The organism is Rhizobium sp. IBUN, assembly GCF_000510625.1.
GTDB classification, from domain to species: domain Bacteria; phylum Pseudomonadota; class Alphaproteobacteria; order Rhizobiales; family Rhizobiaceae; genus Rhizobium; species Rhizobium altiplani.
This window is the reverse complement of record NZ_AZNV01000005.1, coordinates 185,364-206,363: the sequence shown is the minus strand read 5'-3', so window position 1 is coordinate 206,363 and position 21,000 is coordinate 185,364. Positions and strand designations below refer to the sequence as shown.

General features: G+C 59.0%; 22 protein-coding genes, 2 tRNA genes and 3 pseudogenes. 11 read left to right on the top strand and 16 right to left on the bottom strand.

The window, feature by feature from the left end:
* Positions 1 to 4: 4 nt before the first annotated feature.
* On the bottom strand, positions 5 to 619 hold the full coding sequence (locus tag RHIBUN_RS0107790) for an FMN-dependent NADH-azoreductase (RefSeq protein WP_025659115.1): 615 nt from the start codon (positions 617 to 619) through the stop codon (positions 5 to 7).
* 141 nt (positions 620 to 760) lie between these two features.
* Here RHIBUN_RS0107790 and RHIBUN_RS0107785 point away from each other — a divergent pair, with 141 nt between their 5' ends.
* Positions 761 to 1,729: a LysR family transcriptional regulator gene (locus RHIBUN_RS0107785; RefSeq protein WP_018856962.1), complete on the top strand. Its 969-nt coding sequence runs from the start codon at positions 761 to 763 to the stop codon at positions 1,727 to 1,729.
* 34 nt (positions 1,730 to 1,763) lie between these two features.
* Here RHIBUN_RS0107785 and RHIBUN_RS0107780 read toward each other — a convergent pair whose 3' ends face one another.
* From RHIBUN_RS0107780 to RHIBUN_RS0107765, 4 genes and pseudogenes are all read right to left on the bottom strand, one after another.
* Entirely contained in the window at positions 1,764 to 3,752 is a 1,989-nt protein-coding gene (locus RHIBUN_RS0107780) for a bifunctional 2',3'-cyclic-nucleotide 2'-phosphodiesterase/3'-nucleotidase (protein WP_025659114.1), read from the bottom strand.
* 94 nt (positions 3,753 to 3,846) lie between these two features.
* A pseudogene (locus tag RHIBUN_RS0107775) lies at positions 3,847 to 4,176 on the bottom strand (PilZ domain-containing protein); the annotation flags it as partial.
* A gap of 69 nt (positions 4,177 to 4,245) precedes the next feature.
* Positions 4,246 to 5,142 carry a DMT family transporter gene (locus RHIBUN_RS0107770; RefSeq protein WP_025659113.1) on the bottom strand — a complete coding sequence of 299 codons (897 nt, stop codon included), beginning with the start codon at positions 5,140 to 5,142 and terminating at the stop codon, positions 4,246 to 4,248.
* Between the two features lie 90 nt (positions 5,143 to 5,232).
* A complete protein-coding gene (locus RHIBUN_RS0107765) occupies positions 5,233 to 5,694 on the bottom strand; it encodes an Lrp/AsnC family transcriptional regulator (RefSeq protein ID WP_018856958.1) in 462 nt (153 codons plus the stop codon).
* 156 nt (positions 5,695 to 5,850) lie between these two features.
* Here RHIBUN_RS0107765 and ald point away from each other — a divergent pair, with 156 nt between their 5' ends.
* A complete protein-coding gene (ald, locus tag RHIBUN_RS0107760; RefSeq protein ID WP_025659112.1) occupies positions 5,851 to 6,969 on the top strand; it encodes an alanine dehydrogenase in 1,119 nt (372 codons plus the stop codon).
* Between the two features lie 59 nt (positions 6,970 to 7,028).
* Here the strand turns inward: ald and RHIBUN_RS0107755 are convergent, their stop codons facing one another.
* The 5 genes from RHIBUN_RS0107755 to RHIBUN_RS0107735 form a co-directional block, all read right to left on the bottom strand.
* The gene (locus RHIBUN_RS0107755) at positions 7,029 to 7,496 is read right to left on the bottom strand and encodes a DUF1203 domain-containing protein (RefSeq protein WP_025659111.1); all 468 of its coding nucleotides are present in this window, start codon (positions 7,494 to 7,496) and stop codon (positions 7,029 to 7,031) included.
* A 99-nt stretch (positions 7,497 to 7,595) separates the two neighbouring features.
* A complete protein-coding gene (locus tag RHIBUN_RS0107750) occupies positions 7,596 to 8,159 on the bottom strand; it encodes a GNAT family N-acetyltransferase (protein ID WP_025659110.1) in 564 nt (187 codons plus the stop codon).
* Between the two features lie 4 nt (positions 8,160 to 8,163).
* Positions 8,164 to 9,033, bottom strand: a complete 870-nt coding sequence (gene sseA, locus RHIBUN_RS0107745) for a 3-mercaptopyruvate sulfurtransferase (protein WP_025659109.1) — start codon at positions 9,031 to 9,033, stop codon at positions 8,164 to 8,166.
* Positions 9,034 to 9,051: 18 nt separating this feature from the next.
* A complete protein-coding gene (locus tag RHIBUN_RS0107740; protein WP_025659108.1) occupies positions 9,052 to 9,789 on the bottom strand; it encodes an alanyl-tRNA editing protein in 738 nt (245 codons plus the stop codon).
* A 6-nt stretch (positions 9,790 to 9,795) separates the two neighbouring features.
* Positions 9,796 to 10,836 (bottom strand): cysteine synthase A, encoded by a 1,041-nt coding sequence (locus RHIBUN_RS0107735; protein ID WP_025659107.1) that lies wholly within the window; start codon positions 10,834 to 10,836, stop codon positions 9,796 to 9,798.
* Between the two features lie 185 nt (positions 10,837 to 11,021).
* Here RHIBUN_RS0107735 and RHIBUN_RS0107730 point away from each other — a divergent pair, with 185 nt between their 5' ends.
* Together RHIBUN_RS0107730 and RHIBUN_RS0107725 are read left to right on the top strand one after the other, a co-directional pair.
* Positions 11,022 to 11,708: a ChrR family anti-sigma-E factor gene (locus RHIBUN_RS0107730; protein WP_025659106.1), complete on the top strand. Its 687-nt coding sequence runs from the start codon at positions 11,022 to 11,024 to the stop codon at positions 11,706 to 11,708.
* A 100-nt stretch (positions 11,709 to 11,808) separates the two neighbouring features.
* Entirely contained in the window at positions 11,809 to 12,642 is an 834-nt protein-coding gene (locus RHIBUN_RS0107725) for an SDR family NAD(P)-dependent oxidoreductase (RefSeq protein WP_025659105.1), read from the top strand.
* A gap of 168 nt (positions 12,643 to 12,810) precedes the next feature.
* Here RHIBUN_RS0107725 and RHIBUN_RS37220 read toward each other — a convergent pair.
* Positions 12,811 to 12,940 (bottom strand): annotated as a pseudogene (locus RHIBUN_RS37220) (SAM-dependent methyltransferase); the annotation flags it as partial.
* Between the two features lie 50 nt (positions 12,941 to 12,990).
* Here RHIBUN_RS37220 and RHIBUN_RS0107720 point away from each other — a divergent pair.
* Positions 12,991 to 13,371 (top strand): annotated as a pseudogene (locus RHIBUN_RS0107720) (ATP-binding protein); the annotation flags it as partial.
* Between the two features lie 408 nt (positions 13,372 to 13,779).
* Here the strand turns inward: RHIBUN_RS0107720 and RHIBUN_RS37900 are convergent.
* Together RHIBUN_RS37900 and RHIBUN_RS0107705 are read right to left on the bottom strand one after the other, a co-directional pair.
* Positions 13,780 to 13,914: a hypothetical protein gene (locus tag RHIBUN_RS37900; RefSeq protein WP_280949575.1), complete on the bottom strand. Its 135-nt coding sequence runs from the start codon at positions 13,912 to 13,914 to the stop codon at positions 13,780 to 13,782.
* 786 nt (positions 13,915 to 14,700) lie between these two features.
* A tRNA-Asn gene (locus RHIBUN_RS0107705) sits at positions 14,701 to 14,775 on the bottom strand.
* Between the two features lie 117 nt (positions 14,776 to 14,892).
* Between RHIBUN_RS0107705 and RHIBUN_RS37215 the strand changes: the two genes are divergently transcribed.
* Positions 14,893 to 15,189 (top strand): hypothetical protein, encoded by a 297-nt coding sequence (locus tag RHIBUN_RS37215; RefSeq protein WP_025659101.1) that lies wholly within the window; start codon positions 14,893 to 14,895, stop codon positions 15,187 to 15,189.
* On the opposite strand, the gene RHIBUN_RS0107695 is transcribed toward RHIBUN_RS37215, so the two are convergent.
* Complete coding sequence (locus RHIBUN_RS0107695) at positions 15,190 to 16,194, bottom strand: inorganic phosphate transporter (protein WP_025659100.1); 1,005 nt, start codon at positions 16,192 to 16,194, stop codon at positions 15,190 to 15,192.
* On the bottom strand, positions 16,195 to 16,836 hold the full coding sequence (locus RHIBUN_RS0107690; protein WP_025659099.1) for a DUF47 family protein: 642 nt from the start codon (positions 16,834 to 16,836) through the stop codon (positions 16,195 to 16,197). It lies immediately after the preceding gene.
* A 193-nt stretch (positions 16,837 to 17,029) separates the two neighbouring features.
* Between RHIBUN_RS0107690 and RHIBUN_RS0107685 the strand changes: the two genes are divergently transcribed.
* From RHIBUN_RS0107685 to RHIBUN_RS0107675, 3 genes are all read left to right on the top strand, one after another.
* The gene (locus tag RHIBUN_RS0107685; RefSeq protein WP_025659098.1) at positions 17,030 to 17,494 is read left to right on the top strand and encodes a BA14K family protein; all 465 of its coding nucleotides are present in this window, start codon (positions 17,030 to 17,032) and stop codon (positions 17,492 to 17,494) included.
* A 123-nt stretch (positions 17,495 to 17,617) separates the two neighbouring features.
* Positions 17,618 to 17,691 (top strand) — tRNA-Cys (locus RHIBUN_RS0107680).
* Positions 17,692 to 18,288: 597 nt separating this feature from the next.
* Positions 18,289 to 18,471, top strand: coding sequence for a hypothetical protein (locus RHIBUN_RS0107675; RefSeq protein WP_018859401.1), 183 nt, complete (start codon positions 18,289 to 18,291; stop codon positions 18,469 to 18,471).
* A gap of 220 nt (positions 18,472 to 18,691) precedes the next feature.
* Here the strand turns inward: RHIBUN_RS0107675 and RHIBUN_RS36770 are convergent, their stop codons facing one another.
* Entirely contained in the window at positions 18,692 to 18,838 is a 147-nt protein-coding gene (locus RHIBUN_RS36770) for a hypothetical protein (RefSeq protein ID WP_018859400.1), read from the bottom strand.
* 368 nt (positions 18,839 to 19,206) lie between these two features.
* Between RHIBUN_RS36770 and RHIBUN_RS0107660 the strand changes: the two genes are divergently transcribed.
* Positions 19,207 to 19,872, top strand: a complete 666-nt coding sequence (locus RHIBUN_RS0107660) for a protein-L-isoaspartate O-methyltransferase (protein ID WP_018859399.1) — start codon at positions 19,207 to 19,209, stop codon at positions 19,870 to 19,872.
* A 220-nt stretch (positions 19,873 to 20,092) separates the two neighbouring features.
* A complete protein-coding gene (locus tag RHIBUN_RS0107655; RefSeq protein ID WP_025659097.1) occupies positions 20,093 to 20,968 on the top strand; it encodes a DUF2497 domain-containing protein in 876 nt (291 codons plus the stop codon).
* Positions 20,969 to 21,000: the final 32 nt, after the last annotated feature.

The following is a 21,000-nucleotide window of genomic DNA, read 5'->3' as shown; positions in this document are numbered from 1 at the left end:
CCGATTAGGCGGCGAGGGCGATTTCCTCAGCGCGGGCCTTGGCAGCGCCAATTGCCTTCTCGGCAGCTTCCGGGCCAAAGGCGAGGCCTTCGACGTAGATCGTTTCGACGTCGGTGATACCGAGGAAGCCGAGGACCGACTTCAGGTACGGTACAGCGTGGTTCATGCCTGCTGCCGGGCCCTGCGAATAGACGCCACCGGAAGCAAGAACGACGTAGACCTTCTTGCCGGTGGCAAGGCCAACCGGGCCGCTTTCGGTGTACTTGAAGGTAAGGCCGGCGCGGGCGACGTTGTCGATCCAAGTCTTCAGCGACGAGTAGATGTTGAAGTTGATGAGACCCGTACCGATGACAACCGTATCGGCTGCGAGCAGTTCGGCGACGAGTTCGTCCGACGTCTTCACGGCGGCGGCTTCCTCAACGGTGCGATCATCGGCAGGCTTGCGGATGGCTGCGGTGAAGAGATCATCGATGTGCGGCAGCGGATTTACACCTAGGTCGCGACGAACGACGGCGCTGCCCGGCTGCTGAGCCTTGATCTTTTCGGCAAGGTCAGCGGCGATCGTGGTCGAAAGAGAGTCTACACGCGGGCTGGAAGTCAAAAGCAGAATGGAAGACATGATTGAATTTCCTCTCGAATTTGCGTTCGCGGCCGTTCTTGGGAGCTTCGAGCCGCTGTTTCGAAGCAGAAAATAGGACTGGCCGACTATCGAAAAAACTGTGATAATGTCGATCAAAATCATCGATAGATTGGATGGAAGATGCTTCCGAACCCCACACTCGACCAGTTGCAAGTGTTCCTTACCGTTGCGGAAATGGGCAGCTTTTCGGCTGCTTCGCGCACGCTAAATCGCGCTCAATCGGTCATAAGCTACACGATCGCCAACCTCGAGGCGCAGCTGGAGGTGCCCCTTTTCGAGCGTTCGGGTGCGAGGCAACCGAAGCTGACGGAGGCGGGCAGGGCACTCCTCGAAGACGCACGGCGACTCGTCTCGGATCTCGAGGTGATGCGCGCCCGCGTAAAGGGGCTGAAGGAAGGGTTGGAGGCCGAGGTCTCCGTCGCGATCAGTGTCATGGTGCCGTCAAAGGCGATGGTTGAGGTCCTGCGCGAGTTTCGCAACGAGTTCCCGTCCGTCGGGCTCAATCTGGCGGTCGGTGAACTCGGCGTGGTGATGGATCTCGTCTCAAACGGCAAGGCGACGATCGGGATCGGCGGTGCCATCCTGCAGCAGCATGATTCGCTTGTGACCGAGCGCATCGGCCATTCCTTCATGGTGCCGGTTGCGTCGAGCGCTCATCCTTTGGCGCGGTTGGGCCGGCCGTTGACGCTGGCCGATGTCCGCGACGAGACGCAGCTTGTTGTCACCGACCCTTCCGGATTGACCAAAGGTCGCGACTTCAATGTGCTTTCCTACAAGACGTGGCGCGTTAGCGATATCGCGACGAAGCACTCTCTTATTCGCGGGGGTCTCGGCTGGGGTGGTCTTCCGGCGTCGCTTATTCGAGACGAGTTGAGAAGCGGAGCGCTTGTACACCTGGATCTCCAGGCCTACGAGCAAGGCGAGTATCCAATTTATGCGATGCGACGAATCTCAACCCCGCCCGGACCGGCTGCCACCTGGATGGTTGACGCCTTTCGATCCAGGCTTTCGCAATGCCCAAGCCATGCCGACTTCACCGCCGAGGTGGCGGAGTATGCAGCGCGCGACCTTTCCCTAGCGGCGGAATAGGCGAGGCGCAAGGGCCTCCCCGGGAGCTGAACGCCTAGAGAACCAGACGGAATTTGGCGAATCCATCGGTGCCTTCACCTGCGTCCTCGATCTTCACGCTTTTCACGTCCGCGAGGAACTGCTTGGCCTTCGGACCGCTCTGGAAGACGGCCGTCGTTCCCGGCAACGGTTTGAAGGTCCAGTTGCCGTCGGCCGACGGATTGATCGTGCGCTCTTCGTGGACGAAGCGGACGATAACGTCACGATTGGTGTCCGGCGCCTGGAAGACGACCTTGTCGGCGGCGATTTCCGGGAACTTGCCGCCGCCGCCGGCGCGGTAGTTGTTGGTGACGACGACAAATTTCTGCTTGAGATCAATAGGCTTGCCGTCGAACTGCAGATTCTGGATGCGGTTCGCATCGGCATTGATCAACTTGCCGTCATCATCGAACCTGCGCGGTTGCGACAGGTCTATCTGGTAGGTGACGCCATCGATCACATCGAAGTTGTAGGATGGGAAGGCACTGTTCAGCAGGTCCGTGTCCTTCGATCCCGGTTTCACCTCGTTGAACATGGCGGCTGACATTTCCAGCCAGTTCTTCACCTGTTCGCCAGTGATGGCGACCGCCTGAACCGTGTTGGGGTACAGGTAGAGATCAGCGACGTTCTTGATCGCGATATCGCCGGCGGGCACGTCGGTATAGTAGTCCGCGCCGCCGCGACCGCCGGCCTTGAACGGCGCTGCGGCCGACAGCACGGGCAGGTCCTTGTATTCGGTGTCGGCAAGCATCTGCTTGATGTACCAGGTCTGTGCCTGGCTAACGATCTGGACGGATGGGTCGTCGGCAACGAGCGCGAAATAGGAATAGAGCGGGGCCGATGTCCTGCCGACCGGAGTGCGCACGTAGGCAAGGGTGGCCTCATGCTCAGCCTTCGCAGCTTCGATGACGTCCTTTTTGTCGGCGACGTCGGCGATGACTTTCTTCTTATCGTCGCGGTGGTAGATCGGCCGCGCTTCCGAGGTGAAGTCGACAATTCTCCAACCTTTGCCGTCCTTTTCCAGCAGGAGGTCAATGAGGCCGAGATGGGAGCCCCAGAAGCCCGCCATCACAGCAGGCTTGCCATGCAACGTGCCTTTCACCGGATCGGCATTCTGGATGCCATCCCAGGTCTTGGGACCGGGGAAGACGAGGTGCTGATGCCCGGTAAAGATCGCGTCGATTCCATCGACCGCGGCAAGATGCAGCGATGCGTTCTCCATCTTCTCGGAGGGGGCCGCGCCGTCGATGCCGGAATGAGAGAGCGCGATCACGATATCCGCGCCTTCCTGCTTCATGACCGGCACCCAGGCCTTGGCCGCCTCGACGATGTCGCGCGTCTGCGCCTTGCCTTCGAGGTTCTTGATATCCCACAGCATGATTTGCGGCGGCACAAAACCGATGAAGCCGATCTTGATAGGGGTCTCGCTGCCGGCGCCGTCCTTGATTGTCTTCTCGACGATGAGATAGGGCTTGAAAAACAGCTCGTCCTTGGTCGGATCGGACACGAGCTGGCCTTTGGTCAGGTTTGCGCAGACGAACGGGAAATTTGCCCCGTTCAGCACCTTGAACATGAAATCGAGGCCGTAGTTGAATTCATGGTTCCCGAGCGTGCCGACCGTGTAGCCGAGCGTGTTCATCGCCTTGATGACGGGATGTAGGTCACCGTCCTTCATCCCGCGTTGGTAGGCCATGTAGTCGCCCATCGGGTTGCCCTGCAGCACGTCGCCATTGTCGATCAGCAGCGAGTTGGCAGCTTCGGCCCGGATGTTATCGATGATCGTCGCGGTGCGCGCCAGGCCCATCGTGTCGTTCGGCTTGTCGGAATAGTAGTCGTAGGGAAAGACGTTGACGTGAATGTCGGTCGTTTCCATCAGGCGAAGATGCGCCTGATTGGCGGCTGCGTGCGCGCTGAAGGGATGAAGAAGGATGAGCGCTGACGTGGCGGCCAGGCCGCCAAGCAACGAGCGGCGGGTCACTGGTGGCAGATCCAGAATGGAAGACATGAAAACTCCTTCGAAAATCACGCGTCGCCCGGCCCATGGCGAGACTAGGGTGATTTGCGAAGGAGTAAACCCTGAAAATGACAGGGAATTATCGCGAGAGGACTGGCTTTACTTCCTTGTGGAAGAACCGGAAGTATGAGGCCACCTGCGCACGGGCATTGGAGTTCGGGTCGAACTGAATTCCGAGGCGGCCATTATGGCTCCAGCGGATGATGCCGTGAAGCGTGCCGAGGTCTTCGGCGATGATTTGCACGCGGCTGCCGGCCGCGGCGTGGATCGGCGACCGGATCTCGACGGCAACGCCGGTAACCGACATATCGAGGATGCGAGCATCAACTTCTTTGGTGAGATAGCGGACCTTGCCGAATACACGGCAGGACCGCCGCTCGGCCTTTCGGGCAATGATATTCAGATTACGCTGCATGTTACGCTCCACCAGAACATGTAGGTGAAATCTACTGGAGGAACATTAAGAATGCTCTAATTGATCGATCTAGAATTGCGGAGAGCCCCGCTGCAAACGTGTTCTGCGCGCAACGACGTGTTCGCGCCACACGGTGAAAATGCCTGCCGCCACGACGATGGCGGAGCCAACGATCATCGTGAGGCTCAGCTTCTCGCTGTAGATCACCACGCCGATGATCGATGCATAGACGAGTTGCAGATATGTCAGCGGCTGCACGGCGGCAGCATCCAGCATATCGTAGGCCCGGATGAGAAAATAATGACTCGAGATGCTGGTCAGACAGACAAGCGTCATCCAGCCCCAGTCCCACCCCGACATCCAGGTCCAATAGAAAGGTCCGACAAGCGTCATGGCGATGCCGCCGACGACACCCGTGTAGAAGAAGCTCGTCATCGCCGAGTCGTCCCGACTGACAAGCCGCGTAGCGATGACGTAAAATGCAAACAGGAAGCATGAGAAGACAGCAAGCAGCAGCTTGACGTCGAAAAACTCGCCTTCCGGCTTCAGGATCAACAGCACCCCGACCAGACCCGCACCAATTGCCGTCCAGCGGCGCCAGCCCACCCGTTCGCCAAGGATCGGCATCGAGAGCAGCGCAATCAGAATCGGGGTTGCGGAAAAGATTGCCTGCGAGTGGGCTAGGCCGATCAGGGCGAAGCAATTGATGACAAGGACAACCTGAGAGGCCAGCAAAACGCCCCTGAAGACCTGCAGGAGCGGCCTCTTTGTCTTAGCCGTCTGCTTGAGGCCACCCCTCATCTTGCAAGCAAGCGCAATGGTGAATGCGGCAAAGGCCCAGTAGCGGATCATGGTGATGAAGACGGGCGGATAGGCGGAGGCCAGGTGCTTCGAGATGCCGTCCTGCAGCGAGAAGATGGTGATCGCCAGCAGGACGAAAATATATCCTTGGGTTTTGGATTTCATGCGTACGGGGTCTTATTGTGGGGGGATCAGGCAGAGGACGACGAAGCCGCTGCTCCGATTCTGCGACATTCTGCCGATTTCAGCTCTCTGTCAAAGCCCGACATTTGGCCTGTCGATGACTTCACGCAGGGCGAAGCTGGAGTTGATCTTTACGACATGCGGGAGTGCTGAGAGCCAGTCGCGATGGATGCGCTCGTAGTCCTCGAGGTCGCGCGCGGCGACACGGAGAATGTAATCGTATTCGCCCGACATCAGATAACAAACCAAGACGTTCGGACAGCGTTTCACCGCGGCTTCGAATTCGGAGAGCGTCTTCGCAAATTGGCCCGACAGGGAGATGTGCACGATCGCGATCATCTTGTAGTCGAGCGCCTTGTGAGAGACGTGGGCGTGGTAGCCGCGGATGACGCCTCGCTTCTCCAGTATATCAAGCCGCCGAGAGCAAGCCGATGGCGACAGTCCAACCTTGGCTGCAAGGTCGGCATTGGTAATGCGGGCGTCGGACTGAAGCGTCTTCAGAATCGCAAGATCGATGGCGTCGGGTTCTGACATTCGAAGAACTTTCGATTGTTTGCTCTAATTCGCAATATTCTTCGAAAATCACCCGCTGCGCAAACCTTCTTTGCAAGGACATTTCGCGGGTGTGGTGATTGGATTTCCCGGTCAAAAACACTCCGCGAAGCGGACATAATGAGAGAGGAACGCTCAATGCGTGTCGGTTGCCCGAAGGAAATCAAGAATCATGAATATCGTGTCGGACTGACACCTGCATCCGTTCGTGAATATGTCGCCCATGGCCACGAGGTCTGGGTTGAGACCAAGGCGGGCGCCGGCATCGGTGCTGATGACGCGGCCTATGCGGCCGCTGGCGCAAAGATTGCCGCCTCGGCCAAGGAAATCTTCGAGAAGTGCGATATGATCGTCAAGGTCAAGGAGCCGCAACCCTCCGAGTGGGCGCAGCTTCGCGATGGCCAGATTCTCTACACCTATCTTCACCTCGCGCCCGACCCGGAACAGACCAAGGGTCTCCTTGCGTCCGGCGTCACCGCTGTTGCCTATGAGACGGTAACGGACGATCGGGGCGGTCTGCCCCTCCTTGCGCCGATGTCCGAGGTGGCCGGACGCCTGTCTATACAGGCTGGTGCGACCGCCCTGCAGAAGGCCAATGGCGGGCTGGGTATCTTGCTCGGCGGCGTTCCCGGCGTGCTGCCGGCGAAGGTCGCTATTATTGGTGGCGGCGTCGTCGGCCTGCATGCCGCCAGGATGGCCGCGGGCCTCGGCGCCGATGTCAGCATCCTCGACAAGTCACTGCCCCGTCTCCGCCAGCTTGACGATATCTTCGGCGGTCGCGTCCATACGCGCTATTCCAGCATTCAGGCTCTGGAAGAAGAAGTTTTCGCGGCGGACCTCGTCATTGGGGCCGTGCTCATTCCGGGCGCCGCCGCGCCGAAGCTTGTGACCCGCGAAATGCTGTCGGGGATGAAGCGAGGCTCTGTCATCGTCGACGTTGCCATCGACCAGGGCGGCTGCTTCGAGACGTCGCATGCAACGACCCATTCCGAACCGACCTACGTTGTCGATGACGTGGTGCACTACTGCGTCGCCAACATGCCAGGCGCCGTGCCGGTCACCTCGGCACATGCCTTGAACAATGCAACGCTGGTTTACGGTCTGGCGCTGGCCGATCGCGGCCTGCGTGCGATTGCGGAAGATCGTCACCTCAGGAACGGTCTCAATATCCACAAGGGACGCGTCACCAATAAGCCGGTGGCCGAAGCGCTGGGCTACGAAGCCTATGCTCCGGAAAGCGTACTAAACGTAGCGTAATTCCCATCACGTTACGTGAGGCAGGCTGGTCGCATTCTCCTGCGACCAGCCTTTTTCCATCATCTGTCTATACGGCATTGATAGCAGTTGTTGCGTGCCGACCGCACATGCACGTAGGCAATCTCCGGCCGCTCGAGGAGCTGGGTGGCATAGGAGCGGATATCGGGTGTCAGAGTTACCGCGCCTGTGCCGTACACGATCCGGTTATCGGCATTGTAACCGCGCACGATGAAATCCGGGCTGGTCAGAACCGGCGGCAGGACCTCTTCTGCGGCATAGCGCTCGCAGGGCTCCTTGTGAAGAAAGACCGGACCGGTCTCCGCATAGGGCTGAAGCTCCGGAAACGGCCGGTAGGCGAAGACCAGCAATTCCTCGCCGGCATCGATATTCTTCAGGCAATGACGGCAGGGATGGCCAGGCCCGTCGGAAACCATCGTCTCGGGCAAGAAACCGTAGGCGTCTGTACCGCCGTTCCAGAGATTCTCGGCGTCGGCGGTGGGCATGGCGGAAAAGCGGATGTCGGTCATGGCGGATCTCCTTGCTGATTGCCAAGAGATGCGCCTTTATCGGGGTCGAAACCACCCGATTCCTGCCAGAGCCCTCGAGGGCTCCAGCTCCTGGCCGACTCACCAGTCCTTCTTGCTCAACTCCAGAAGTTCCTTGTCGCTGAGCGGCCGGACGATGCCCGAACCGGTGGAGACCGGTGAAAAGCCGAACATCTGGTAGAGCTGCAAAGCGCGCGGGTGATCAAGATCGTTGGTCGTCGTCGTCACCCGCTTCGGATTGAGCGTCCAGATTGCGTAGAGCGCCTGCAGCAGGAACCACTTTCCGATCCCCAGGCCAAGCGCATGCTCGAACAGCCCGAAGTGGCTGAGCTCGATCGTGTCCTCATCCTCGACGAAGTACTCGTAGAAGCCAGCAGGCGCGCCGTTGACGTAGAGCACGCTGATATTGTTGCGTTTGTCGTGCAGCGACCTGGCCAAATCCTCGTCAAGCATCCGCAGCCGGTCCACCCACTGCCACCTAGCACCGACCTGACGGTAGAGATAGCGATAGAATGGCAGCGGAATGTCGGGAGCTCGCATGATCGCCGTCTGGATGTTGATCGGCACCGGAAGGCTTGCCTTCGGCGGTGCCGTCATTTCCAGGCGCGTAATATGGGCTTTTAGGGAAGAGGGGGGCTTCACCATCGTGTCAGGCTTTGACCGGTTCCGGCGGACCGGTGACAACAGGCGTGTCGTCCCGGCCACCCCATTCGCTCCAGGAACCGTCGTAGAGCTTGTTGTCGGTATGGCCGAGGGATTCCAGCGCCAGCGTGATGATGGCCGCGGTGATGCCCGAACCGCAGGACGTGACCACGGGCTTCGACAGGTCTACGCCCGCCTCCTCGATCGTCTGCTTGAGTTCCGGCAGGGATTTGAAGCGGCCCTGGGTGGCGAAGACACCCGATGGCAGGTTTCGCGCGCCCGGCATGTGACCGGAGCGCATGCCAGCGCGCGGCTCAGGCTCGACCGCTGCAAAGCGGCCCGCGCTCCTGGCATCCGCTATCTGCAGCGCGCCGCTTGCAACGATATCCCGCATGGCGTCGAGATTGACGACCCGCGAGGCGTCATAGGTGGGCTTGAAAACCTTTGGCTCGTGGCGCGGAACGGTGGCCTCAAGCGGCCGACCCTCCGCTTTCCATCCGTCCAGTCCACCATCGAGTACGTACACATTCCGTGCGCCCATCACGCGAAACAGCCACCACACACGCGGCGATGCGAACATCCCGATGCCATCATAGACGACAATATGATCGTTTTCCCCGATGCCGAGCTTGCCGACTTCGGTTGCGAAAAACTCTGGCGAGGGGATCGTGTGCGGCAGCAGTACGGAATGATCCGCGATCTTGTCCTGATCGAAGCGGATGGCGCCCGGGATATGGCCGGCGGCGTATTCGGCGTCGGCATCGCGCTTCTGCGCCGGCAGATAGAAGGACGCATCCAGGACGCGTAAATCCGGCTTGCCCAATTCCGCCTGCAGCAAATCGGCCGAAACGACGAAACGGCTCTTTTCTTCGCTCATTCTACTCTCCCTGGGGCTTCAGGCTTCGTCGCCGGGAGCGCCGAAGCGAATACGGAAGCGACGGTTTTCCTTGCCCTTCTTTTCGATCTTGGCAATATGAATCTGACCGACTTCCTGAGTTTCGGACACATGTGTGCCGCCGCAGGGCTGGCTGTCAATCGCAGAGTTTTCGCCGATGCAGACAAGGCTGACCCGACCGAGCCCGATCGGCGGACGGACGTTCTTAGATTTGACGATACCAGGGTTGGCAGCAAGCTCCTCGTCGGTGATCCACTGCAGGTAGACCGGATAGTTCTGCCGCACCAGTTCCATGAGTTTTTCGGTGACGTCGTCCTTGTCGATCGTCTCGGTCATATCGAAGTCGACACGGCTCTCATCCTCGCCGACAGCTGCACCCGTGATCGGATAGGAGCAGACGACGGAGAGCAGGTGACAGGCGGTGTGCATCCGCATAAGCTTGTAGCGGCGCGGCCAGTCGACATGCAGTACCAGCTTCTCGCCGACGGCCGGCTGTTCCTGGCCCTCGAGCGGCACATGCACGACGATGTCCTTGGTCGCTCCATGCTTCGTCTGCCCAAGCGTGATCTTGCTGCCATCGGCGCGCTCGAGGAATCCCGTATCGCCCGGCTGGCCTCCCGATGTCGCATAGAAGCAGGTTTGATCCAGCTCAATGCCCCTGTCGTCGTGAACGGCGGTTACCACCGCCTCGCATGTCGAAAGATAGAAATCGTCACGATAGAGGGCATTGACGGGCATGGGGTCTCACGCTGCTGGTTCGTATGGGATCTGTATGTCTTGCGTCTTGGCGAGCCACGCCGGAACCGGCAGGCCCTTCGACGTCAGGAAATCGGGGTTGAAAAGCTTGGACTGGTAGCGGTTGCCGTAGTCGGCGAGGATTGTCACGATGGTATGGCCGGGACCGAGCTCCTTGGCAAGGCGTACTGCGCCGGCGATGTTGATTGCCGTCGATCCGCCCAGGCACAAGCCTTCATGCTCGACGAGATCGAAGACGTAGGGTAGGGCTTCCGCATCCGAAATGCTACAGGCGAAATCGGGCGTGAAGCCTTCCAGGTTCGCTGTGATCCGTCCCTGACCGATCCCTTCAGTGATCGAGGAACCCGACGCTTTCAATTCGCGGTTCTTGTAGAATTCGTAGAGCGCGGCTCCGTCGGGGTCGGCCAGGCCGATCTTGATGTCCTTGTTGAATGCCTTGAGGCCGGCGGCCACACCCGCAAGCGTCCCGCCAGAGCCGACGGAGCAGATAAAGCCGTCGACTTTGCCGTTGGTATCGTTCCAGATCTCGCTGGCCGTCGTTTCGATGTGCGCCTGCCGGTTGGCGACGTTGTCGAACTGGTTCGCCCAGATCGCGCCGTTGGGATCCGTCTTCGCCAGCTGTTCGGCAAGCCTTCCTGAGACCTTCACATAATTGTTCGGGTTCTTGTAGGGAACGGCGGGCACCTCGACGAGTTCGGCGCCGAGCAACTTCAGCGCATCCTTCTTTTCCTGGCTCTGCGTCTCCGGGATGACGATTACGGTCCGGTAGCCGAGCGCCTTTGCAACGACCGTCAGGCCGATGCCGGTATTGCCGGCGGTCCCCTCGACAATGACGCCGCCCGGCCGCAGCAGGCCCTTCTTCTCTGCGTCGCGAATGATGTAGAGCGCCGCGCGATCCTTGACCGACTGGCCGGGATTGAGGAATTCCGCCTTGCCGAGAATAGTGCAGCCGGTCGCTTCCGACGCACCCTTGAGCTTGATCAACGGGGTGTTGCCGATTGCCTCTAGAACGGAGGGATGGACGGTCATGGACTCTGCCTCTTTTGAACGCTTAGTTTAGGAACGGTCTTTTCCCTTCACAAGGCTAGGTTGGCAAGAAATGCTATTCCATCCCTTTGAGCGCAGCGACAAAATTAGACTTCGCCGCCGTCCAGGCACTCGAGCCAGAGCGGTTCGCCGGCCTTGTGATCCGGAGATTGACTTTCAGCGTAGGGATGACGACAAAGCAGTCTCCAGAAGCAAAAACAACCGAAACCGTCATGGTTCATGAGCATATCGACACGGTCGATGCGTTGATGGCGCATTACGTCGCCGGATCCCTTCCTGAGCCGGCACGCGTGCTGGTCGAATCGCATCTTGAAATGAAGCCCGATCATCGCTTGCTGGTGAGAGATCTGGAATCCCTTGCTGGGGAGGCCCTCGAGGAGACACCCGAAGCTGCAATGGGCGATCGCGACGTGCGCCTCGCCGCGGTCTTCGCCTCTGCGCTGCCAGCTGAAAGGCCAGCCGATCTGCCGACAAAACAGGGGTTCTTCCCGAAGGCGATTCGCAACCTGGTCGGCTATGATGTGGATACGGTCCCCTGGAAGACGAAGCTTCCCGGCTTCAAGGAGTACTCGACCGATATCGATGGATGCGAAGTCAGCCTGATGTGGATCAAGGCTGGCCGGGCTTTGCCTGCACACACCCACAAGGGCATGGAGCTCACCTTGATCCTGGACGGCGCGTTCAACGACCGTCGCGGCCATTTCGGGCCTGGCGACATCTCAGTAGCGGACGAGAGCGTCGACCACCGACCTGTTGCCGAAAAAGATCGTCCCTGCATCGCGTTTTCGGTTTTTGACGCGCCGATCAAGCTCACCGGCTCCTTCCCCCAGTTCATCCGAGACCTGATCGGCTGAAAGCAGCCACAATGGCGTGATATTCCCTTGAAACCGGGAGATGGCGAGGAACTCCCGGACCTGTTTTGACGTTTGGAAAACAGCCCGGAGGAGATGTGCCATGCCAGATTTCGTCGCCCGTCCCGAACATGGAATAGCCTGGATATCGGGCGCGAGTTCCGGAATCGGGCGAGCGTTGGCATTGAAGCTCGCCGGAGACGGATACAAGGTCGCCGTCACCGCTCGCGACCACGAGAAGCTTGCGGAATTGCAGGCCGAAGCTTCGGACCTACCCGGCAGCATCATCGTGCTCGACGGCGATGTCACCAACGCCGAAGACATGGAGCACGTGCTTGCGTCAATCGAATATGAACATGGCGCACTTGCGCTGGCGGTTTTCAATGCGGGGGTCTATTTCCCGGTCCACGCGGAAGAACTGAATCTCAGCGATTTCGAGCAGAGCTTCGCGGTCAATCTGCAGGGTGTCGTGAATTGCCTCATCCCGGCCGTGCGGCACATGAAGGCCAAAGGGCAGGGGCAGATCGCCGTCGTTTCATCGGTATCAGGCTATGGCGGCCTGCCGACAAGCGCGGCCTACGGTGCGACCAAAGCCGCCTTGATCAACATGGCCGAGAGCTTGAAATTCGATCTCGACAAGATGGGCATCCGCATTCAGCTCATCAATCCGGGCTTCGTCGATACGCCTGCGATTAAGAAGAACAAATTCTCGATGCCCTCGCTGGTCTCGGTCGAGGAGGCCGCCGAACAGATTTCGGCAGGACTCAAGTCTCAACGCTTCGAGATTACCTTCCCGAAGCGCTTCACCTACATGATGAAGCTCGTCAATCTTCTTCCCTACGGGCTCTATTTCTGGCTGGTCAATCGCTCGACGGGATGGCGGGAGCGACCGCTTGAAAAGCACGCCCGTCCGGCGATGCCGCATCCTGCGGAGTGATGTTCAGTTTCCAGGCAAGGACGAGGCGGATGACGGCCAGACAGGAGGTCATCTGCCTAAAAGGGCCGCCATCCGCTCTCGTCAGCTCCGCGAATAGACGTCCTGGCGAACGTCTATGTTCTAGTGCGGAAGTCTGCTCACAATCGAAATAACTCGAACTCCCAACGGCCGTTTGAAGCGCTCATCAAAACCAAATAGGCGAATGCGCTCCAATGTCGACCAAAAACGCTCGCGCCTTTCCGCAGGAGGCGCAGTCTAACCAGAAACAAAAGTCTCTGACCAGTGACAATTCAGCTTCTGGGAGCGGTATTGCCACCGTGGCTTCCTCCGCCGAGCGGGTCGGCTACGGCGCAGGCATTGGTTGCAACGCTCGTGAGAGCCCATGGCGAGGGACGCCTGGAAGAGCGGCTCGCGTTTCTTGCCAAGCCCAAGCTGCTTATCATCGACGAGCTTGGCTATCTTCCGTTCGACCCCAACGCCGCCCATCTGTTCTTCCAGCTCGTGTCCAGGCGCTACGAGCGGGGTGCAATGCTCATCACGTCCAACCGCAGTGTCGGAGAATGGGGAACAGTGTTCGGCGATCCCGTGGTGGCAACCGCTATCCTCGATCGATTGCTGCACCATAGCCACGTGATAACAATCCGTGGTGACAGCTATAGACTGCGAGAGAAACGTCGTAGTGGACTCCTACAGAAGCCCGCAACGACACTCGGCATGGAGAGCAACTAGCAATCCTTGGCGGACCAGATTTGTGTGTCGCCAGAGGACCAGTTCACGATGACGCTTGATACGTGGGGCATCGCAGCTTTTACAGTTCTGCTCGAGACGGTCTCCCTGAACCCGGTCGGCAGCGAAAGTTTCATTAGAAAGTTTCCGGCTCCTTCATCCGACTCCAGGGGGCCATCATGCTCCACGCCCCACGATCCCACCCAAATATTTGGGCGGTCCGTTGGGATCGATGCAAATGTATTCCCGACATAAGCGAATCCGATTGAATACGGGCGACCGGTTTCCGACCAATCGTCAATATCCATCGTTGGGATGTGGAAATCCTGCAATATGTTCATTGCACGGTGGTCATCGCCTGCGGAAACACGAAATCAAAACTCCCCTCCACCAACGCTGGATGGGTCGCCATCATTGAGAATGCGCATCTGGGAGAATTGCACCGTCACCCTCCGCCCGAGCGTCGCGAAATTGCTTCGTCAGCACGTCCCAGTTTCCGCCGGGATCGACGACCATGATCGTGAAATGAAAGGCGTTTCCGGGCACCAATGACTCCAATGTGACGTGATGCGTTCTGCCAGAACTGGGAGTGATTTTTATCCTACCGACCGGGTCTGGGAGGACTGGGATTCCGCTGTCAAAACTTGGCGGCTCCATGGTTGCTCCAAACGGTTGTCTCGATGTGTGTACATGGAAGGTGCCCCCTGATCCGTTCTCACCGTCGGTTATGAGATCGGTTGTTTTCGGCGCGCCTGGCACCGCTGACCTCCCAGGGGAATGCATCTGTCCGCTTCGCTACTACGACGCCAGTTCCGAAGTCTATTGCTGATTCCATGCTGCAGATCCCCCAGTTTCAATACACCGATCTCGCAACGCCGTTTGAGGGCGCGCATTGGATTCAAGAATGCGGAAATTGAAGAGGGCCGGGCCTGGCGGTCACGATAATCGAGACAAGCGCAAATGCTATTATAGCGCGCATTTGGGTGGGAGAATTGTGAAAGATCGGACCGGACACACAAGCACTAGCCCGGCGGTTAGGGAGCCGGCGCCGGGCCTAACGCGGACCTGGATGTTGGGCGATGCATAGTCCCACAGCGTGTTGGAAGCGCTGCGTGAGGGAAACCGCTAGGCGAGGAAAAATTCCCGGCCTATGGTCGAACGCTGAGCAGCGGACGCAAATTTTCTGATTCCACCACAGCGTGGCGTGGACGTCGTAGAAGATTATCCACAGGAACCAATCGGCCAAACGCGATTTCAAAAGTGGGGAGGGAAAGTGGGAAAAAAACGCCTGCTTTTGGAATATCAACAAAAGCAGGCGTTTATCTCTGAAACTGGCTCCCCGGGCCGGATTCGAACCGGCGACCTGTCGATTAACAGTCGAATGCTCTACCGCTGAGCTACCAGGGATCACCGCTCGCCGCGGTGTGAGTGGCCTAATACAAATGCTTGCCCGATTTGCCAAGCGGTTTTTTCAAAAAAATGACATCCGCTTGTATTCGTTCTGTATAACCCCATCTCCTGTGGATGACTGAAGCACATGATACCACTGGAAAACCGGCCGCCAAGCGATTTGGCATCGACCACACCACGGGCCGTCTCATTCTGGGGTCCGTAAGTTTCCCATTTCCGCGGTCGCGCCTTGCCCGGATGTCGATCGGCGTTGTGCTGATCCTGGGCGGCTTTTTGGGATTCCTGCCCGTGCTCGGCTTCTGGATGCTTCCGCTGGGGTTCCTTATTCTATCGCACGACCTGCCTCTCGTCCGGCGGATGCGGCGGCGATTGTCCGTCTGGTGGAAGAAGGGGAGGAAACCCGCCCCTTGATCAGCTGAACAGGCCTGCAGCCCAGTAGAAGAATGCGGAAATGAGTGCCGCTGCCGGAAGCGTAATGACCCAGGCGACGACGATGTTGCCCGCCAGGCCCCAGCGGACGGCTGAAAGGCGCCGTGCCGCGCCAACGCCGATGATGGCGCCGGTGATCGTGTGCGTCGTGGAAACAGGGATGCCGAGCCACGTGGCCGCAAAGAGCGTCAGCGCGCCGCCGGTCTCCGCGCAGAATCCCTGCATCGGGTTAAGGCGGGTTATCTTCGATCCCATCGTGTGAACGATTCGCCAGCCGCCGAAGAGCGTTCCCATAGCCATGGCTGTCTGACAGGACAGGACCACCCAGAGCGGTACGTGGAAGGTTCCGCCGAGATAACCCTGCGAATAGAGGAGCACCGCTATGATGCCCATTGTCTTCTGCGCATCATTGCCGCCATGGCCCAGCGAGTAGAGAGAGGCGGAAACGAACTGCATGAGGCGGAACGTCCGATCGACGGCGAACGGCGTTTGCCGAACGAAGATCCAGGAAACGGCAAGAACGAGGAAGAGCGCCAGGATGAAGCCGATCAGCGGCGACATGACGATCGCGCCGGCTGTTTTTAGCAATCCGCCCCATACGATCGAGCTGAAGCCGACCTTTGCGAGGCCAGCGCCTACCAGCCCGCCGACCAGCGCATGGGAGGAACTGGAAGGGATACCGAAGATCCAGGTGACGATATTCCAGATGATTGCGCCCATCAGCGCCGAGAAGATCACCAGCGGCGTCACGATGTTGGGATCGATGATGCCCGTCCCCAAGGTCTCAGCCACGTGCAGGCCGAAGAACAGGAACGCGATGAAATTGAAGAAAGCGGCCCAGACGACCGCGTGGTGCGGCCTGAGCACACGCGTCGAAACGATCGTCGCGATCGAGTTCGCGGTATCGTGCAGGCCGTTCAGAAAGTCGAAGAAGAGAGCGACCGCGATGAGAGCCGCCAGCAATGGAAAGGCGAGGGTGGCGTCCATCTAGACGTTCTCGATCACGATGCCGCTGATTTCATTGGCAACGTCCTCGAAGCGATCGACGACCTTCTCGAGTTCGCCGTAGATTTCGCTGCCAATGATATAGGCCATCGCATTCGACGCGCCATGCCGTACGAAGAGTCCCTTCAAACCATTGTCGTGCAGTTCGTCGGAGCGTCCCTCGACGCGGGTGACTTCCTCGGTGATCGCCATCAGGCGCGGGGCATTGGCGTTGATGCGGCTGAGCAGGGGGACCGCCTCGGCTATGAGGTGTGCTGCCTGGACGATCGCCGCTCCCATTTCCTGCATGCGCGGATCGAATTCGGTTTGCTCGAAGAGACGGATCGTCTTGACTGTCTTATGCATCATGTCGATCGCATCATCCATCGACTGGATCAGATCCTTGATATCAACACGGTCGAAAGGCGTGATGAAGCTCCGGCGGACCGCAAGCAGCACCTCGCGCGTGATGTTGTCGGCATCGTTTTCGAGCGCGACGATCCGGTCGCAATGGTGTTCGATATCCTTGCCTGCAAGCAATTCGTTGAGCGCTTCCGCCGCGCCGACGATTGTTCGGGAGTGCTGTGCAAAGAGATCAAAGAACTGATCCTCGCGAGGAAGAAGTTTACGAAACCAGCTGAGCATTCCATCCATCCATAGCTATTTTTGAAGGTCGTCATAAAATAGCGGGACTTGCAATAAAAGTGTCACAATTGCACCAGCCGCGATTCTTTTCGCCCGGAGATGGAAGGCGTAAGGCGGAACTTGGAAGCTTTTTGGACGTTATTATCCTGAGCGTTCTTCACGCGAAGTGCGTACGAAATTAGAAGGTGCCGGAATGAAAAAACTTGCGGTATTGATGTTGGCAATTGCGACGAGCCTCGCTGGCGTCGGTCCGTCTTTTGCCGAAAACTCAGGCGATGAGCATTCGGCTCAGAGTCGCGGTGGGTTTGGAGATTCCGGCGTCAGAAACAGCCGCGGCTTCGACCGCTGCAACATCTATCGTTGTGGCGGCTACCGCCATGGCCATTACGGGAATCGCGACTACGGAAATCGGTACTACGGAAATCGCTATTATCGCGACGGCTACTACCGCAACGATTACAACGATGCTGGCGCGCTGATCGGCGGTCTTGCTGCCGGCGCACTCATCGGCGGTCTGATCGCTTCGCAGCCGCAGGCCAGACCGGTGGGCAATTCACACGTCGACTGGTGTTACAGCCGCTACCGGTCCTATCGGGCCTATGACAACACCTATCAGCCTTATTACGGTCCGCGGCGGCAGTGCTATTCGCCGTACTAGTGGTTGACTACGGAACCGGCGGCATGACGATCCAAAATACCGCCGGTTTTTCAACTACCCCCTTGCACTCGATTTCTATTCATTCTAAATGCCCGCCAACGCTTCGGTCATGAAGCGTCGTGAGGCCTCGTGGCGGAGTGGTGACGCAGAGGACTGCAAATCCTTGTACCCCGGTTCAATTCCGGGCGAGGCCTCCAAACCTTCCCATACATTCTGCAGTCATTGATTTTGCGGCTGTGTTTCCCACAGTGCCGCGGTGTTGTGGTCGCGTCTTCAGGCCGCCATTCGGTCGACAACAGCGGCGAATTCAACGTGCTGGTTCCATCCGACGAAACTTCGAGCCTAACCTCGGCAACCGCCTACTCCAATCGGATTAGGACCTAGGTCCGTCTAGGATAGCCCCTGCTACGGGGCTATTGTGTCTCTTGCAAGTCTGCGGAGGACGGTGGGGCTTTGAGGCACCGGACCCACTTGCTGAACAGGTCCATTGCCCGTGGCAGACTCGGCGGGGGTATGTTCACTGTCCCGAAATGCTGGAGGGGCTAGCCAAGTAGGCTGGCCCTCCCGGCTTCTGGGTTGCCGCCTCGACGTAAGAGCCTTCAGTGTCGACAGCACTCTCTTTGTTGCGTCCGTTCCCGCGCCGCCAAGTTCACCTGCTTTGGCAATTGCTCCATCGGCATAGTGAGAATCCACACAACACTAGCGCTGGCGCATGTCTTCCATACCCAAATCGTCGGATTGCCGAATTTTCGATAGGCCCTAAGCTTTGTGTTGAGTTGTTAGGAGCGCCTCCCATGCCGGCGACCCAAATGCCGCAATTGATCTTTGCCCTGAGCGTGGCGCGGGAAATGGCGAAGCGCGAGCGGCACGCCGACGTGCTGGTGATACTGATCGACGAGGCCCTGAAGGAGGCAAAGGAAGAAGCGCTGCGCTACGGCATTCTCGTCGACATAGAAGAGGAAACGGAACTGCAATAGGCCCGCCGGGGCGGCCCCGGCCGCGGCTATCAAGGGCCCCGGCCGGGTTGTCGACCGGGGAGGGGCTGGGGAGGCTCCGAGGTCGGCGCCGATACGCTACAGCTCCCGTTTGACGACCGCTATTGGTGCTTAGAGCTATGTTTCGTCGTTTGTTCTTGCCTAAAAAGAACTTTGCAGTGGCGGTCCATTTGTCACCCAGCGAAAACGCCGCCGTTGGCGTTCAGTTCACTCGCTGCAGTGACGGCACTGGCGACACGCCCGACGTCGCGACATTCGGAGCGCCGACACGCACAAAGGGAATCAGGAGAATGATCGCGAGCAGCACGCAGATGAAAAGGCTGCCCAGCAAGATTGGTTTGATTGCCATGTCCCGTCCGTCGAATCCCAAGGAAACGACACTATTGGGGCAGAACCTGACAACGGCCTGAAGGCAGGCAGTCAGCTCGTTTCACGATCGAAAAGACCGCAGCAAAAGATGCCGACCAGTGTTGCGATGATGAAGAAGTCGAACAACGAGAGATATTCGATGATATTAGGCATGGCCTACTCCTCCTCTGTTCCTCCGGTTGCAATAATATCACGGCGCCCGCGTTTGTTCCATGAAGGATTGCGGTCGGGTCACTTCCGCGACACTCGTACTGGAATTCTTGGCGCAGGCATTCGCGAAGCCTTGAAAGGCCGGTGTGCTGAGATTAAGAGACGTGCAGACAAAGCCGCTTCTACGGGCGAGAGGACATGATGAATTTCGAATCAGCACGCGCAAACATGGTCGACAACCAGCTTCGCACGACGGACGTCACCTCGCATTCAGTGCTGACGGCCTTCCTCACGGTGCCGCGCGAGGCTTTCGTTCCTGAGAAGGCCAAGCCGCTCGCCTATATCGATCGTGATGTTGAAATCTGTCCTGCAGCGGCCGGCAAGCCGGCGCGCTACCTCATGCAGCCGTCGCCGCTTGCAAAGCTGCTCCAGCTTGCGGCTGTCACGAAGGATGACGTCGTCCTCGAGATCGGCGCTGGCAGTGGCTATGTATCGGCTCTTTTCTCGCAGCTTGCCGGTACGGTGATCGCCGTTGAAGAGGAGGAAACGCTGGCGGCGGAAGCCAAGACCAACCTTGCCGCCTACACAAATGTGTCGGTCGTCACGGGGCCGCTCAATGCGGGCAACGCGTCAGGCGCTCCCTATGATCTCATTTTCGTCAGCGGCTCGGTCGAGGAGGTTCCTTCCTCCTTGCTGTCGCAGCTTCGTGATGGTGGCCGTCTGGTCACCGTACAGGGCTACGGCGGTTCGGCGCGTGCGAAGGTTTTCGTGAGCGAGCGCGGCACAATTTCCGAAAACGTCTATTTCAACGCCTCCGTGAAGCCGCTTCCCGGCTTTGCCAAGGCGCGTGAATTCGTATTCTGAGCCAAAGCTCCGATGACCGATTCTCGACGGGCGCCTCTGGCGCCCGTTTTCTTTCCCGCCATGGAATCGGAGCGCCAGGCAGCGTGGCAGAAAAGCTGTGCATGGCATCATTCATTTGATTCGCGATGATTTTTTTAGATCCTCGGCTATCCTAAGGTATGGGTGATTCGGATGCCCACTCCACGCAATCCGGTCGTTTTTCGGAGTAACGGGGATAGATATGGCTCAGCCAAGCGTAGCGCGTGAACCGTCCATGGAAGAGATTCTGGCGTCGATCCGCCAGATCATCGAGAGCAATGACCCCGGTGCGGGCAGGGCACTCTCCGCGTCACTGCCGGCGGTTTATGGTGCTGACGAGGACGATCGCGACTCGGACATTCATTTGACGGTGGACGAGACCTACGCTGGCGTGGAATTCCCTGAAACGGTCGCTGAGCCCGATCCGCGTTTTGTCGCTGCCAACTCGGCAGGCTCGGCTCCCGTGCCGGAGGCACAGCCGCGCGCCATGTCTCTTGCCGATGTCGCTGCGCGCGTCCGTGCCGCCTCGGAGAGGAACGCTGCGCAGTTGCAGCGCGAAGTGCCGCCGGCATTTCGGCCGCCGGAAGCAAGAGCCACCGAGATGAGGACCGAAACGCCGGACGCTGTCGGCGAGGCACCGCTGTCCCCGCGCCCTACGGAAGCCGTTACCGCACCCCTTTCAGTTCCCGCGGCGAAAATTGTTGCTGTTCGCCCGCCGGTAGAGGTTCCATTCGAGCTACCTCCGGTCGTTGCCATGGAGCCGCGACCAGCTGTCGTTCCCGCGGCCGAGGTAGCAGTTGCCGCTGTCGCCGAGGCTGCGAAAGAAACAATGCCAAGCGTTGTTGAGCACGAGCAGCAGCCAGCGCTGCTCTCGCACGACGCCGGACTGCAGATCGCCCGTTCCTTTGAGGAGCTTGCCGCCGCAATCGATGGTGCCGAGCGCCGGTCGCTTGATGAGATCGCCGAAGACATGCTGCGCCCCATGCTGCGCGAATGGCTGGACGACAATCTGCCGACGCTGGTCGAACGTCTCGTGCGCGAAGAGATCGAACGCGTGGCGCGTGGCCCGCGCCGCTGATCGGAAACGCCTTTGCTCAAAAGCCGCTCCCG